Consider the following 14,284-nt stretch of genomic DNA (forward strand, 5'->3'; position numbering starts at 1 on the left):
TCTGAATATTTCAATCATTTTCACTATTTTTTGTAAGGACTATTGTTTTATATACAATTTACGCATGAAACTTTTGGTATAACCATGAAAATATAGACTGAACATTCACAACCAAAAGCCCTATCATTAAGATAGGGCTCTTCATTACATCTACTTACTTTTCTCTAATAAAGCATGAATCGTTGATTCTAATAATTCTGGCAAAATGCCAAAAGAGAACGGGACGTGTAGCCGCTCTGTCCATTTGTGCGGGTCCTTTCCTAGTGGACCTACGTTGATGACTGGAACGTAAAGGGCTTCCTTTTCTCCTTGCGGTAAAGAATAGCCTTTTTGGTAAAGCGGCATATTGGTTGTATAATGACCTACTTCCTGCTTTTCGAGCTGTAAGTAACTTAAATCAGACAATCCCGGGAAATATTTCACTTCCTCTACTTCAAGTCCATATACCTCTTTTGCCTCTTTTTGAATCTTCTTGAATGTCTTCTGAATATGCGTATCTTCTGTTGAGGACACCGAAGGGTAAAATGGCGGACTATAAAATAGAACAATCAGCGGTCCTTCTTCCTTACATAGTGTCGTCAGCTCCGAGACAATTTTCGTTGAAAAATCACGATCTCCAAGTTCACCTCGGTTGGCGAATGCATAGTTGACAATGCGCTCGACTTCCTGTTCACCAGAGCGATCTGCGGCTTTTTGATACAGCTCGTGATATGTGAGAACCGTCACCTGAGTGTCTATTGGTGTAAAGTGTTTAAAGCGCTGAAAGTCAGCTGTTTTCTGCCGAAGATTTGCCTCGATTTGGTCTGCTGCTTGTTTCGCAGTTTCATAGAGAAGTCCGTGCAGTTCTTCACTTGAACGTTTCATCATGAGCACATTAAATAAAGATACGGCTGTGTGAGGTGTTTGAACGGAATAGGCTTCTTTCAAGTCCTTTTGCATTAAGTTCGTTGGAGGCGGCGTTACTTCACCATCTACTTCCTCACAATAGTCACTATTGAGCTCTAACAGCCGGTTTAGTTCAGATACCATAAAATTCGCATTTAAGCCTGAGAAAGGCTCTCCTACATGCGTTTCGATCCCTTTACAGAAAAATCCGGCTAATACCTTTCCTATACTGCCTGTATACATATAATGATGTTCATCCCCTGGATACTTTTCAAACATGGGCTCACTGTTTAAACACGCAGTATAGTCAAGGTCATGCTTTTCTTTAAGCTCTTTTAGCTTCGGCACAGCCTCAAGCATTCCTTGTGAATTTACTTCCTCATCAGGAACTGTGACGAGCAGGACATTTCCATCAAATGTTCCTGTCATCGCTCTTTCCAGCATAGAAAGATGTACGGTGAGACCTGCTTTCATATCCATGGCCCCTCTTCCAAACAGCCAGTCGCCTGAAGCAAGGTCCTCTCTTGCCCTCTTTGGAAGAAGCTCACTTTTTTGCGAAAAGGAAGTCATTAACTCTTCAGGCTTGCATGCCATGTTTTGAAATTCGCCGTAATCTTCTGTATCGACTACATCAAAGTGACTAAGAAGCAGCACGGTACGCTGCAGCGTACTTCGCTTCACAAGTGCCGTTAAATAATACCGGCCATCTTTCATCGGATGCAAAGCCAAATGATCAGGGTTCTGCTCAAAATAAGGCCGCTCCCTCAGCAAATAATATAAATATTCCGCTAACGCGACTTCTCCTGTTGTACCTGATATGCTTTCATACTGCATAAGAGCTGTCAGGAGCTCCTTTCGTTCACTCTCTTTTTGCCATTTCATCCGTTCTCCCCCTTTGATGTCTCTATCTCTCCATTATACAAAAACGTGTATAAAAGCTATATTCTTTGAGCACCTTTTATGACGAAAGTTTGAATGGCTGTTATAATCGGCTATACAATTCCATGAGGAGGCGAAGGTATTTGGAAACAAAACTCTTTTCACCTTGGACATTAAAAGGTGTTACACTGAAAAACCGCATCGTGATGTCCCCGATGTGTATGTATTCATCCTATGACCGTGATGGGAAATTACAGCCTTTCCACTTCACACATTATATTTCCCGTGCACAAGGTCAGGCTGGTCTCATCATGGTGGAAGCCAGTGCTGTATCTCCCGAGGGAAGAATTAGTGATCAAGACCTCGGGATTTGGAGCGATGAGCACATTGAAGGTTTCGCTTCATTAAACGAACAAATCAAAGCATACGGAACGAAGACAGCCATCCAGCTAGCCCATTCAGGACGTAAGGCTGAACTTGATGGAGACATTCTTGCACCATCAAGCATCCCATTTGATGAAACATCTAAAACCCCTGTCGAGATGTCTGTTGACCAAATCAAAGATACCGTTCAGGCGTTTCAGGATGCAGCTGTACGGGCAAAAAAAGCGGGTTTTGACATCATTGAAATTCATGGTGCACATGGCTATTTGATCAATGAATTTCTTTCACCGCTGGCGAACCACCGAACAGACGACTATGGCGGTTCACCAGAGAACCGTTATCGTTTCTTAAGAGAAGTCGTAGATGCAGTCAATACCGTATGGGACGGACCTTTATTTGTCCGTGTGTCGGCTTCTGATTACACGACAAAAGGACTTGATATTGCAGATTATATTGGGATTGCCACTTGGCTCAAAGAGCAAGGTGTCGACTTAATCGATGTCAGCTCAGGTGCTGTCGTACAGGCGAAAATCAATACATTCCCCGGCTACCAAGTCACATTCGCAGAGAAAATAAAAGAAGGTGCCGGCATTCAAACAGCTGCTGTCGGTCTCATCACATCTGGTGTACAGGCAGAGGAGATTTTACAAAATCAGCGTGCGGATTTGATCTTTATTGGCAGAGAGTTTTTACGGGATCCATACTTCCCAAAAACAGCTGCTCAAGAACTCCGTACATCCATCGAAAGCCCGCGTCAATATGATCGCGCTTGGTAAAAGCTCTTAGGAAAAAAGGTGTCTATTTTTCGAAATAGGCATCTTTTTTGTTTTTAAGAGAAACATATCTGCCTTTTGTGCCGTCTTTTAGCTAAAGAACTGCTTAGAGGAGATGGAAGAATGAATTCGGTAATGATTGAAAAAATGTATCATATAGATGGACACCACTTTTATACAAAACATCGTCAAGGCAAAAGGCAAGCCACGATTATCTTTGAAGCAGGCTACGGCATTTCTAGTGATACGTGGTCGAATATGGCACGTGATATTGACCCAGAGCTTGGGGTTTTCTTATACGACCGTTTAGGAAATGGAAAGAGCAGTGAGAGTGGTGAAGGAAGAACCTTGCATGACCTCGCTGATGATTTAGATGCGCTGCTGAAAGAAGCCAATATTCAGCCGCCATTTCTTATTGTCGCTCACTCATTTGGCTCTCTTGTCAGCCGGTTATGGGCAAGCCGCAGAGGAGATGATGTCATTGGCATGGTGCTGTTAGACCCAGCAAGCGAGGAGCAAGAGCAGATGATCCTGCCGCTTTTATCAAAGGAAGAACGCACTTCATATATGGCGCAGTTTACAGCAGAATGTACGCATGAGGACTTTCAGCAAATGTTAAGCACAATGAAAGAGGAGCAAACTCATTTTGGAATGATGCCGCTTCTTGTCATTTCATCAGGTAAGAGCCGATTGTTTCACCCAGCTCATGAAGCTTGGCTCAGACTTCATAAACGCATGCTGTCTTTGTCATCCCAAAGCGGATGGATTCAGGCGCAAAACAGCTCGCACTATATTCATCATGATGAACCGCATATTGTACAGCTTGCTATCTATGATGTATGGTGCGCAGCCAAACAACCTGTCTCCTATTACCAAACTGCTAATTAAAATAAAAAACTCCTTGACCCGTTATGAGTCAAGGAGTTTCTTCTATTTATGCCGTTGGAGCAGATTGACTTTTTTCAGAAAGCAGCTTTTCAATGCTGACAAGCTGAACACATAATGTAAAGATGTCAATCGCTTGCTCTAGTTCTTCAAGAGCCGGGAAGGTTGGTGCAATGCGAATGTTGCGATCAAGCGGATCTTTTCCATATGGATATGTTGCACCTGCACCTGTCATTGTGACACCTGCTTCTTTTGCTTTTTGCACAACAGCTTTTGCACAATGATCAAGTGTATTTAAACTAATGAAATATCCGCCATTTGGCTTGTGCCATTCAGCGATGTCTTTCCCGCCAAGTTTTTCGTCAAGAATGGAAAGAACGAGGTCAAATTTTGGCTTAATGATCGCCGCATGCTTTTTCATATGTTCCTTCAAACCTTCTGGATTTTGGAAGAAACGAAGATGTCTTAGTTGATTGATTTTGTCTGGTCCGATCGTTTGAATCGATAATTGCTTTTGAGTGAAGCTCACATTGTCAGGGCTAGACGACATCAGTGCAACACCTGAGCCTGGAAATGTAATTTTAGACGTAGATGCAAACATAAACACACGGTTCGGGTATCCTGCCTCTTCAATTGCTTGAAAAATATCTTTTAACGTATCAGGTGTATCCGTTAGATGGTGGACTGCATATGCATCATCCCAAAAAATGCGGAAGTCGTCTGCTTTTGTTTTCATTGAAGCTAGGCGGTCAACGACTTCATCTGAATACGTAATGCCGTCTGGATTGCTATATTTCGGTACACACCAAATGCCTTTAATCGCTTCATCTTCTGCGACCAATTTTTCTACCTGATCCATATCAGGTCCATCAGCCTTCATATCGACCGTGATCATCTCTATGTTAAATAGCTCACAAATGGCAAAATGACGGTCATACCCTGGGCTTGGTGCAAGGAATTTTACCTTTGGCAGCTCTCCCCAAGGAGTTTTGCTGTCACATACGCCGTGAGTCATCGCACGTGCAATGGTATCATGCATCATATTCAGGCTAGAATTACCGCCGATGATGATTTGTTCTGGCTTTAAATTGAGTACTTCTGCAAAAAATGTCTTCGTTTCAGGAAGGCCTGTCAAGCCGCCATAGTTTCGCACATCTGTGCCATCTTCAGCTGTCATTGCATCCTTTGATGTCACAACATCGAGCATGCCCATAGACAAATCGAGCTGTTTTGGTGAAGGCTTCCCTCTAGACATGTCTAAGTGCAAGTTTTTACTTTTGTAAGTTTCATACTCATTTTGTAGTGCCACATATAGGTCATTCAATTCTGCTTCACTTAATGCTGTAAAACCGCTCATCTTTGATTGTGCCTCCCGTATTCTTCATAGTTTAATTCGTCATTTGTTTTTTCTTCACCATTTTACCACTACCTGAAAAAGAGCGTCATCATAAATATCAAAAAAATCACACAACTTTTTTTGACGATTCATCCAATTTTTACAGGGTGCGTTCAATGGGGAAAGAAGAGAAATCATGTGCAGCTTCTGTCAGCGGGAATATATCGCGGGCTTCTTTCAACAGTTGTTTCAGTGCCTCTTCTCCTTGGTAACGTGCACTTATATGGGTCAAAATGAGCCTTTTTGCGCCCGCTTCCTGTGCTGTTTTCGCTGCTTGTTCTGTTGTACTGTGATAATAATTGTAGGCTAAATCTGCATCTTCTTTACCGAATGTTGCTTCATGGACTAACACATCCGCATTTTTGGCAAGCCTTGTTATATTCTCGCACAAACGGGTATCTCCTGAAAATGCAACGATTCTCCCTTTTTTAGGGGGTTCCAAATAATCGGTTCCATCAATGGTTCTTCCATCTTCGAGTGTCACGGTTTCCCCATTTTTCAACTTCTGATACAAAGGTCCAGGTTTTACACCGATTTCTTTTAGGTCTTCGGCTTTTAATGAACCAGGCATATCTTTTTCCACAACCCGATAGCCGTAAGCTGGAATCCCGTGAGAGACTCTTCTTGCTTCTACTTGAAAGGTATCATCTTCAAAGACGATCCCTTCGTCTATTTCTATGATATGCAGCGGATATGTCAAATGCGTTTGTGTAGCTGAAAGTGTTGCATTCACAAAGGCCTTGATGCCCTTTGGTCCATAGATCGTCAATTCATCCTCCCCGCCTTGAAAGGATCTGCTGCCAAGGAGTCCCGGAAGGCCATATACATGATCACCGTGCATATGTGTGATAAATATTTTCTCGATCTTTCTCGGTTTAATCGTTGTATGTAAGATTTGATGCTGCGTCGCTTCTCCGCAATCAAAAAGCCACACTGCATTTCTTTCTTCTAAAAGCTTTAGCGCTGTGCAAGTGACGTTTCTTGTTTTTGCAGGTATGCCTGCACCTGTTCCTAAAAAGAGCAGTTCCATTACTTTTCCTCCTAAAGCCGGTATACAATATCTTCATTCATTTAGAATACATGAAGACAAGGTAAATGTGAATTCAGCGGAATTATTGAAAAAAGTGAAACGAGAGCAGAAAAAGTCGAATCAAATGTTTGCTTTACGAACAATGAAGCTTTAAAATAAAGAAAATGTACATACATTCTCGGTTTTTACAACAATGCTACGAATAAAGTGAGGTACTTCTCGTGAATACAGAAACTAACAACCCTAAAGCAGTCATTGTCATTTTTGGCGCAACAGGAGACCTTGCCAAACGCAAGCTCTACCCTTCTATACATAGACTTTACCAAAGCGGAAAGCTAGGTGATCAATTCGCTGTTGTCGGAGTTGGACGCCGCCCGTGGTCTCATGAGGACCTCAGAGCTGTGGTAAAGGAATCTGTTTCTTCTGATGATGCAGAAGCGAAAACAGAGGAATTCATTTCACATTTCTATTATCACGATTTTGACGTATCAAGCCCTGCTTCCTATCAATCGCTAAACACGCTTTTAACAGGCCTTGAAGATACGTACAGTATTCCAAATAACCGCATGTTCTATTTAGCTATGGCACCGGAATTTTTCGGAACGATTGCGAAGTTCCTAAAGAGTGAGGGCGTATCAGAAACAACCGGCTGGTCACGACTTGTCATTGAAAAGCCATTTGGGCACGATCTGCCAAGTGCCAAGACATTAAATGAAGAAATTCGTGATGCATTCACAGAAGATCAAATTTATCGTATTGACCACTACCTTGGTAAACAAATGGTTCAAAACATTGAAGTCATTCGCTTTGCAAATGCCATCTTTGAACCACTTTGGACAAACCGCTATATTTCAAACATTCAAATTACATCCAGTGAATCCTTAGGGGTTGAAGACCGGGCTCGATATTACGAAAATTCTGGTGCACTAAGAGATATGGTCCAAAACCATATGCTTCAAATGGTTGCCCTTTTAGCAATGGAGCCGCCAATTAAACTGAATACAGAGGAAATCCGCAGCGAAAAACGGAAAGCACTGCGCGCTCTTCGTCCTTTCTCTAAAGATGAGGTCGATCAATTCTTTGTCCGCGGTCAGTATGATACTGGTACGATGAATGGCAATGTCGTTCCTTCTTATCTGGAAGAGCAAAATGTTGACCCGAACTCAAACACAGAAACATTTGTGGCAGGGAAACTGCTGATTGATAACTTTAGATGGGCCGGGGTGCCATTTTACATTCGGACAGGAAAACGGTTAGAAAAGAAATCTACTCAAATCGTGGTTCAATTTAAAGACATTCCCATGAACCTGTACTATGGAAACGGAAATGCCATGCATCCAAACTTACTCGTCATTCATATTCAGCCAGATGAAGGCATCACCCTTCACTTAAATGCTCGCAAGCTGGATGGCGGCACATATGCGAAACCGATTAAGCTCGACTACCAAACAAACTATAACGACATCATGAATACACCAGAAGCATATGAAAAGCTGATTCATGACTGCTTGCTAGGCGATGCGACAAACTTTGCTCACTGGGATGAAGTGGCACTTTCTTGGAACTTTGTTGATCCGATTTCTGAGAAATGGGCAGAAAGCAAAACATTAAAACCAAACTATCCTGCTGGTTCTATGGGACCGAAAGAAGCTGATGAGCTTCTAGAAAAAGATGGATACCATTGGTGGAATATATAAAATCATATGAAAAAAGAGCAGTCTCCCTTGGGGGTTCTGCTCTTTTTTTAACGTCCTGTTTTCGTTATTTCAACCGTTGAAAAGTCAAATTTATCATAGCGATGATGGCTAAATGAATATTCAAACGGCTGCCCTGCGTTTAAATAAGCAACCTGCTCGACTTCAAGCACAGGATCTGTGGGGTCACACCCTAAATACTGCTGATCCAGCTGATCTGATTTAGCCGCTCTAATTTTCTTGTGCGCTCCTGCTATTTTTAGATGAAGCTGATTTGAAATGTAGCCATAGATAGAACCCAGTAGAACTTCTTCATCTATGCCCTTAATGAGATTAACAGGCATAAACGTTTTTTCTAATACATAAGGCTCTTCATCCACAAGACGGAGCCGGATGATATCATAAATAGGTGTGGTTGAGTCAATAGATAGATGGGCTGCCACCTCTTCGCTTGGAAAATGGACATCAAAATGAATGATTTGAGTCGTGACGTTTTTATCTGCCATGACTTTTGTGAACCCTTTATTTTCATGGCCTGATACATTGATTGCCCCTTGATTGAGCGCTGCCTTTACAATAAATGTACCGTGGCCTCTTTTTCTAAAGAGCAGACCTTCTGCAACGAGAAGATCGAGCGCACGTTTCATTGTCATTCTGCTGCATTGAAATTCGGCGGCAAGCGAGTTCTCATCTGGAATGGGTTGATCTTCTGGATAATATGCTGTTCCTATTCGTTTTCTGATTTCTTCTGAAATGAGTTCATACTTCTTCATCTCACACCACCAACTGACTTGTTTTTTCATAGCGCTTTATTCTAGATGGAAATATGGCGTTTTTTAGCCTTCCTCTCATTTTACACTAAGGGATGTGAGCTTAAAAGGTGCCAGCCATTTTTGTTTCATCCACTTCCCGTCACATAAGAAAAATACCTGCTCTTTTCAAGGAAAGAGCAAGTATTTTGATTAAAAACCGTTATTCTTTGAAACGGATTGAAACCAGTATCCGCTTTTCTTAATCGTTCGTTTCCCGTCTTTTTGAAGATCGACTGAGACAAATCCATAACGATTTTTATATGCATTCGACCAGGACCAGTTGTCCATAAAGGTCCATAGATGATAGCCTTTCACATTGCTTCCTTCTTGAATGGCTCGATGAACCCATTTGAGATGCTCAGAAATAAAGTCAATGCGGTAATCGTCATGAATCATTCCTTCTTCATCCTTAAACCGCTCTTCTCCTTCGACACCCATGCCATTTTCAGAAATAAAACATTCAATATTATCATAGTCTGTTTGGACTTTTTTCAATATGTCATAAATGCCCTTTTCATAGATTTCCCAGCCTCGATACACATTCATTTTTCTTCCCGGCATCTCAAAAGAATCAAAATAATGGTTCGGCATAAATGGTGCTTGAGGGTGCGGCATATGCTCTTTCGCTTTCACTCTTCTTGGCTGATAATAGTTGATGCCAAGAAGATCAATCGTATTCTCTCGAATGAGCTCAAGGTCCCCTTCTTCCATACTTGGCATAAAGCCTTCTTTTTTTAAGACTTCTACTAGCTTTTCCGGGAAATGCCCCTTCACCGCAGGATCTAAGAAGGAACGGTTAAAGAAAGCATCGGCCATCTCTGCTGCTTCTACATCGCGCGGATGCTGGCTTCGCGGGTACGAAGGAGTCAGGTTTAGGATGATGCCAATCTTACCGCCTTGCTGCAGCTTTTTATAAGCCGCAATCGCCTTCGCATTTGATAAAAGTTCATGAAAACCGACCTGTACAGCCTTTTGGAAATCGACTTCGTTTGGATAATGAAAGCTATACATATATCCGCCTTCTACAGGCACAATCGGTTCGTTATGGGTAAACCATTTTTTCACCCGGTCACCAAATAATTGGAAGCATAATGCCGCATAGCTGACATAGTCGTCGACCACCTGTCTGTTCACCCAGCCGCCCTTCTCCTGAAGCGCCATTGGCATATCGAAATGGTATAGGTTCACAAATGGCTCGATATCATGTGCAATCAGTTCATTGATCACATCATTGTAAAAAGACACCGCTTCTTCATTGACGGCACCTGTTCCTTCAGGTAAGAGGCGTGACCATGAAATCGACAGCCGAAATGAATTGTGGCCAATTTCTTTCATGAGACGGATATCCTCTTTATATTTTCGATAAAATTGGGATGTCACGTTCGGCCCTACGCCATCAAAAAAACGAGTCGGCTCTTGTTCAAACCAATGATCCCAAATGTTCGGTCCCTTTCCATCGCCGGGGACGCTCCCTTCTGTTTGCGTCGCAGAAGCAGAAGATCCCCACCAGAAACCTTCTGGGAATGTATATGATTGCTTGTTAGTTTCCATCGACATGTATTGAGTCTCCTTCGCCTTTGATATTTGCTGCCTTCGTTTTTTCTGTTGTCGTTATTTTTTCATTTTTCACATTCATACGGTCAATAAACTTCAGGAACGGGAACCAAATGACAAACACAATCATTAGGTTAAACAGCTGAAGCAGACCGCCCGCTAATGAATTTGTTGCCATCATTCCGCTAATAAAGATCGGTACTGTCCATGGGATATTCACGCCTGTCGGCGGCGGTACAATGCCTGATGCCATCGCAAAATAAGTAATACATGTAATGACCATTGGCGCCAAAATCCACGGAATGAGAATAAGCGGATTCATGACAATCGGTAAACCGAAGATAATCGGTTCATTGACGTTAAATAATCCTGGTCCTAAGCCAAGCTTGGCTACTTGTTTTAATTGCTTACTTTTCAGGAAAATTAAAATCGTAAACACAACAGCAAGCGTCATACCGGTTCCACCCATTCCAACCGTATAAATTTCAATAAACTGCTTGCTGATGATATTAGGAACCTCACCTGTTTTTGTATAGCTTTCTAGGTTTTGTATGGACAATGTATTCCAAATCGGATCCATGACAGAGTTGATAATAATTTGGCCATGGAGCCCAAAGAACCAAAGAATTTGTATAAAGAAAACAGCGATCAACGTCGGAATAATACCGCTTCCAAGACCGACAAGCGGCGCCTGAATGGCATGATAAATCAAATCATGCATATTTGTTTTGAAGCCTTGTGTAATGATGATATTAATAAATAAAAAGGTTGTAAGTGTCAAAGTAGCCGGGATCAGTGCAGCAAAAGACTTGGAAACAGCTGGCGGAACCCCTTGCGGCATATTGATCACAAATTTCTTCTGGACAAAATAACGATAAATTTCAGCAGACAAAAAGCCTGTGATCATTCCTAGGAACATCCCCTTTGCACCTAAACGATCAACTGGGATAACGCCTGCAATCGTTGCACCGCCTTCTTGTTCTAGTAAAAATGGAGTTAGAAGCAAGAAAGAGGCTAAAGCAATCACGCCGCCAAAGACAGCTTCTACATCATAGCTTTTTGATAAATAGTAGCCGATCCCAAATACAACAAACACACTCATAATGCTGATGGTCGCACTCGGTGCGATATTCAGTGCAGACTGGACGCCTTCCAGTACGGTTTTACTCATGATTTTATCTAAAAATGGCAAATTCATCAGCACAACCATAATGGAACCAAAGATGGTGAGCGGGAACGCAAGCATAAAGGCATCACGTAAAACGCCTAAATAGCGGTTGTTGTTCAATCTCCCAGCAATCGGAACCAAAATGGCACTTATTTTATCAAACATTGGTTTCCCCCCTTGTTTACACCCTTTATTGTTTAAGCGATTGGAATATCGGCAGGAGCTCTCCCACAAGCTCCTTGATGGTAATGGTCGACATTAAGTGATCTTCAGCATGCATGAGCAGTAAGGAAAAGGATGCCCTTTCTCCGCCTGCCTCTTTCTGCACGAGTTGAAAATGGATGTCATGTGCAAGCCGTAAATCTTCTTCCGCTTCTTTCATAAGACCAAAAGCTTCTTCTTCTAGACCTTCTCGATATTGTTTAAGAGCCTGAAGCAATTTGCTGCGTGCATTCCCGCTGTGTAAGATCAATTGAAAGCTCACTTGTTCCTCCGTGAGCCCTTCGAGTGTTTTCTTTTCCATCCTTTAAGATTCCCCCATCAATGTAAGTGCCTGTTCATACGCTTTTTGTCCATCGGCAAGCCCGTATGCCTGCATATCAATGACCTCTACCTCAATCCCGTATTTTGTTGCTTCTTTTTGAAGGTCTCCTTTTAAAAAGCTCATTTGCGGTCCGATTAACACAACATCTGCATTCGCCATTTCTTTTTTTGCTTGATCTTGACCAACTGCCCAAATTTCTGCTTCGTCCCCGATTGAATCGGCATGTGCTTTCATCTTTGTCACTAGTAAACTCGTAGACATTCCCGAACTGCATGCTAATAAAATACGTTTCATTTCTCTCACCCCATTGTTGTAATAAAAGCGCTTCCAATTAATATTATATAATTTTATTTTTAAATGTCTAGACATTTAATTTCATTTGTCTGTATTTAATGTAAAAAAGAGCTTATTTTACGCTCGTTCAGATTGTTGACAAAGGGCTAAAATGCTTGATTTTAGCCCTTTGTCTTCTTTTCAGCCTGATAGAAAACCTTTGCAGCCCTAGGAAGGACGAGCACAGGTGCGGAGCGAATTTGACATTCGTGAGTACCGGAGCGCAGACCTGACACCGAATGCGAGGGTTTGTCTACACGCTGATTTGTCTTCATTGTCTTATCCTTTTCCTGCCTGGAACCCAGGATACTTTGTCATGCCGCCGTCTACATATAACGTCAGGCCTGTGACATAGCTCGCCTCTTTTGATGCCAGCCAGACAGCACATGCTGCCACTTCTTCCGGCTTTCCAATATAACCGATTGGAATCAGCTCAATCACGCCTTTTTTCAATGCTGGATCATCGAATTTCTCCGCATTAATCGGGGTATCAATGGCGCCTGGTGCAATACTGTTTACACGGATTTTTTTAGGGGCATATTCAAGCGCCAATGTTTCTGTCAAAAGCTTTGCGCCTCCTTTACTAGCTGCATAATGGACAAAATGAGGCCAAGGAATTTGCTGATGAACCGACGACATATTAATGATCGAGCCTTCTATCCCATGGTCTGTCATATACTTCAGTGCATCACGGCACCCTAGAAACATGCCTGTTAAATTGGTAGACATTACTTTGTTCCAATTATCCAGCGTCATTTCTGTAGAGGGTACTTCATTTTCAATGCCTGCGTTATTGATCATCACATCAAGACTGCCAAATGTATCAACAGCTTTATCAATCATCGCCTGCATATCCTCTTCCTTTGATACGTCTCCCTTGATTTTCACAGCCTGTCCGCCATGTTTTTGAATATCTGCAATGGTTTCATCCGGATTTTCTTTATCGGAGAAGTAATTGATCACCACATTGGCTTTTTCTTGTCCAAATCGGCGGGCCATCGCTTGACCAATCCCTGTACCTGCACCTGTTATCAGAACTGTTTTTCCTTCTAAATCTGGATACATTCGTGTAACCTCCTATTTTGTAAAGCCTAGCAGTACACCGCCTGCAATAATCATCAAGCAGCCTGCAATGACAAAGCTTGTTCTAGATGCTTTCTCTTTTAATAAGTAAATGCCGCCTAGTGTTGAGATAACAATCCCTGTTTGTGACATCGAAAAGCTTACGGCTACGCCGATTAATGGAATGGCCAAAAGCAGACCAAGATTTCCTGTTGACCAAACAAGACCGGCAATGATATTTCTAAACGTATATTTACTAAATGGGTCCTGCTTTAAACTAATCGCTAAGGATGAAAGCAGCATGCCGACGGATTGCGGGACAAGTGCAGACCAGCCATCAATATCAAACCATCTTAAAATAACGACATATCCGACGTAGCCAACGGTTGAGATGAGCAGAATAATGATCCCTTTTTTAAAATTGCCTCTGCCATCCCCGCCGCCATTCTTTTTTTGACCGAGCGATGTCATCACAACACCTGCAATAATCAGTAAAATGGCGCAAGAACCAATGAGTATGACCGTCATCGTCTGCCATTCTTTGAAGACCATGACACCAAATAGCGTTGTGCTCACAAGCTGCATGCCCGTTGATAAAGGAACCGCTTTAGATACACCGAGAAAAGCAACACTTGAAAGCTGATTCATTTGTCCAATACTCCAGAAGATGCCTGAAATGACGGAAACCGCAAAAATAAGCGGTGTCAGCTCTGGCATTTTGATGAAAAACGCTGCAATCGAAAATAAAAATGCGCCGAGCGTAATGCCGAGGGTTTGCTGATACGCATTCCCGCCTAGTTTGACACTGATGAGAACAATACTTCCCCAAAATATCGCTGGGAGAAGTGCATATAAAATGCCCACTTCTATCCCTACTTTCTTGTC

General features: G+C 42.3%; 13 protein-coding genes. 3 read left to right on the forward strand and 10 right to left on the reverse strand.

The features are described 5' to 3' along the window. Positions 1-150 precede the first annotated feature (150 nt). Positions 151-1,767: a M20/M25/M40 family metallo-hydrolase gene (locus tag MHB66_RS11175; RefSeq protein ID WP_046311698.1), complete on the reverse strand. Its 1,617-nt coding sequence runs from the start codon at positions 1,765-1,767 to the stop codon at positions 151-153. 140 nt (positions 1,768-1,907) lie between these two features. On the opposite strand from MHB66_RS11175, the gene namA reads away from it, so the two are divergent. Continuing rightward, positions 1,908-2,924, forward strand: a complete 1,017-nt coding sequence (gene namA, locus MHB66_RS11180) for an NADPH dehydrogenase NamA (protein ID WP_080943460.1) — start codon at positions 1,908-1,910, stop codon at positions 2,922-2,924. A 120-nt stretch (positions 2,925-3,044) separates the two neighbouring features. Continuing rightward, a complete protein-coding gene (locus MHB66_RS11185) occupies positions 3,045-3,809 on the forward strand; it encodes an alpha/beta hydrolase (RefSeq protein ID WP_046311700.1) in 765 nt (254 codons plus the stop codon). Positions 3,810-3,855: 46 nt separating this feature from the next. Here the strand turns inward: MHB66_RS11185 and MHB66_RS11190 are convergent, their stop codons facing one another. Beyond that, positions 3,856-5,163 carry an aminotransferase class I/II-fold pyridoxal phosphate-dependent enzyme gene (locus MHB66_RS11190; protein WP_046311703.1) on the reverse strand — a complete coding sequence of 436 codons (1,308 nt, stop codon included), beginning with the start codon at positions 5,161-5,163 and terminating at the stop codon, positions 3,856-3,858. Between the two features lie 139 nt (positions 5,164-5,302). Continuing rightward, on the reverse strand, positions 5,303-6,232 hold the full coding sequence (gene rnz, locus MHB66_RS11195; protein ID WP_046311705.1) for a ribonuclease Z: 930 nt from the start codon (positions 6,230-6,232) through the stop codon (positions 5,303-5,305). A gap of 221 nt (positions 6,233-6,453) precedes the next feature. Here rnz and zwf point away from each other — a divergent pair, with 221 nt between their 5' ends. Further along, a complete protein-coding gene (gene zwf, locus MHB66_RS11200) occupies positions 6,454-7,929 on the forward strand; it encodes a glucose-6-phosphate dehydrogenase (RefSeq protein WP_046311707.1) in 1,476 nt (491 codons plus the stop codon). Between the two features lie 47 nt (positions 7,930-7,976). On the opposite strand, the gene MHB66_RS11205 is transcribed toward zwf, so the two are convergent. The 7 genes from MHB66_RS11205 to MHB66_RS11235 form a co-directional block, all read right to left on the reverse strand. Continuing rightward, complete coding sequence (locus MHB66_RS11205) at positions 7,977-8,699, reverse strand: GntR family transcriptional regulator (protein WP_041117910.1); 723 nt, start codon at positions 8,697-8,699, stop codon at positions 7,977-7,979. 189 nt (positions 8,700-8,888) lie between these two features. Continuing rightward, positions 8,889-10,295, reverse strand: a complete 1,407-nt coding sequence (locus tag MHB66_RS11210) for a glycoside hydrolase family 1 protein (protein ID WP_046311709.1) — start codon at positions 10,293-10,295, stop codon at positions 8,889-8,891. Continuing rightward, positions 10,279-11,625, reverse strand: a complete 1,347-nt coding sequence (gene celB, locus MHB66_RS11215; protein ID WP_034280299.1) for a PTS cellobiose transporter subunit IIC — start codon at positions 11,623-11,625, stop codon at positions 10,279-10,281. The genes MHB66_RS11210 and celB overlap by 17 nt, the downstream gene beginning before the upstream one ends. A 25-nt stretch (positions 11,626-11,650) precedes the next feature. After that, on the reverse strand, positions 11,651-11,983 hold the full coding sequence (locus MHB66_RS11220; RefSeq protein WP_041109730.1) for a PTS lactose/cellobiose transporter subunit IIA: 333 nt from the start codon (positions 11,981-11,983) through the stop codon (positions 11,651-11,653). A 3-nt stretch (positions 11,984-11,986) separates the two neighbouring features. Further along, positions 11,987-12,298: a PTS sugar transporter subunit IIB gene (locus MHB66_RS11225; protein ID WP_024422905.1), complete on the reverse strand. Its 312-nt coding sequence runs from the start codon at positions 12,296-12,298 to the stop codon at positions 11,987-11,989. A 318-nt stretch (positions 12,299-12,616) separates the two neighbouring features. Then, on the reverse strand, positions 12,617-13,402 hold the full coding sequence (locus tag MHB66_RS11230; protein WP_034280292.1) for an SDR family oxidoreductase: 786 nt from the start codon (positions 13,400-13,402) through the stop codon (positions 12,617-12,619). 12 nt (positions 13,403-13,414) lie between these two features. After that, entirely contained in the window at positions 13,415-14,263 is an 849-nt protein-coding gene (locus MHB66_RS11235; RefSeq protein ID WP_034280777.1) for a GRP family sugar transporter, read from the reverse strand. Positions 14,264-14,284 lie beyond the last annotated feature (21 nt).

The sequence above is a fragment of the Bacillus sp. FSL L8-0167 genome, assembly GCF_038630295.1.
In the GTDB taxonomy this organism is placed as follows: Bacteria; Bacillota; Bacilli; order Bacillales; family Bacillaceae; genus Bacillus; species Bacillus safensis.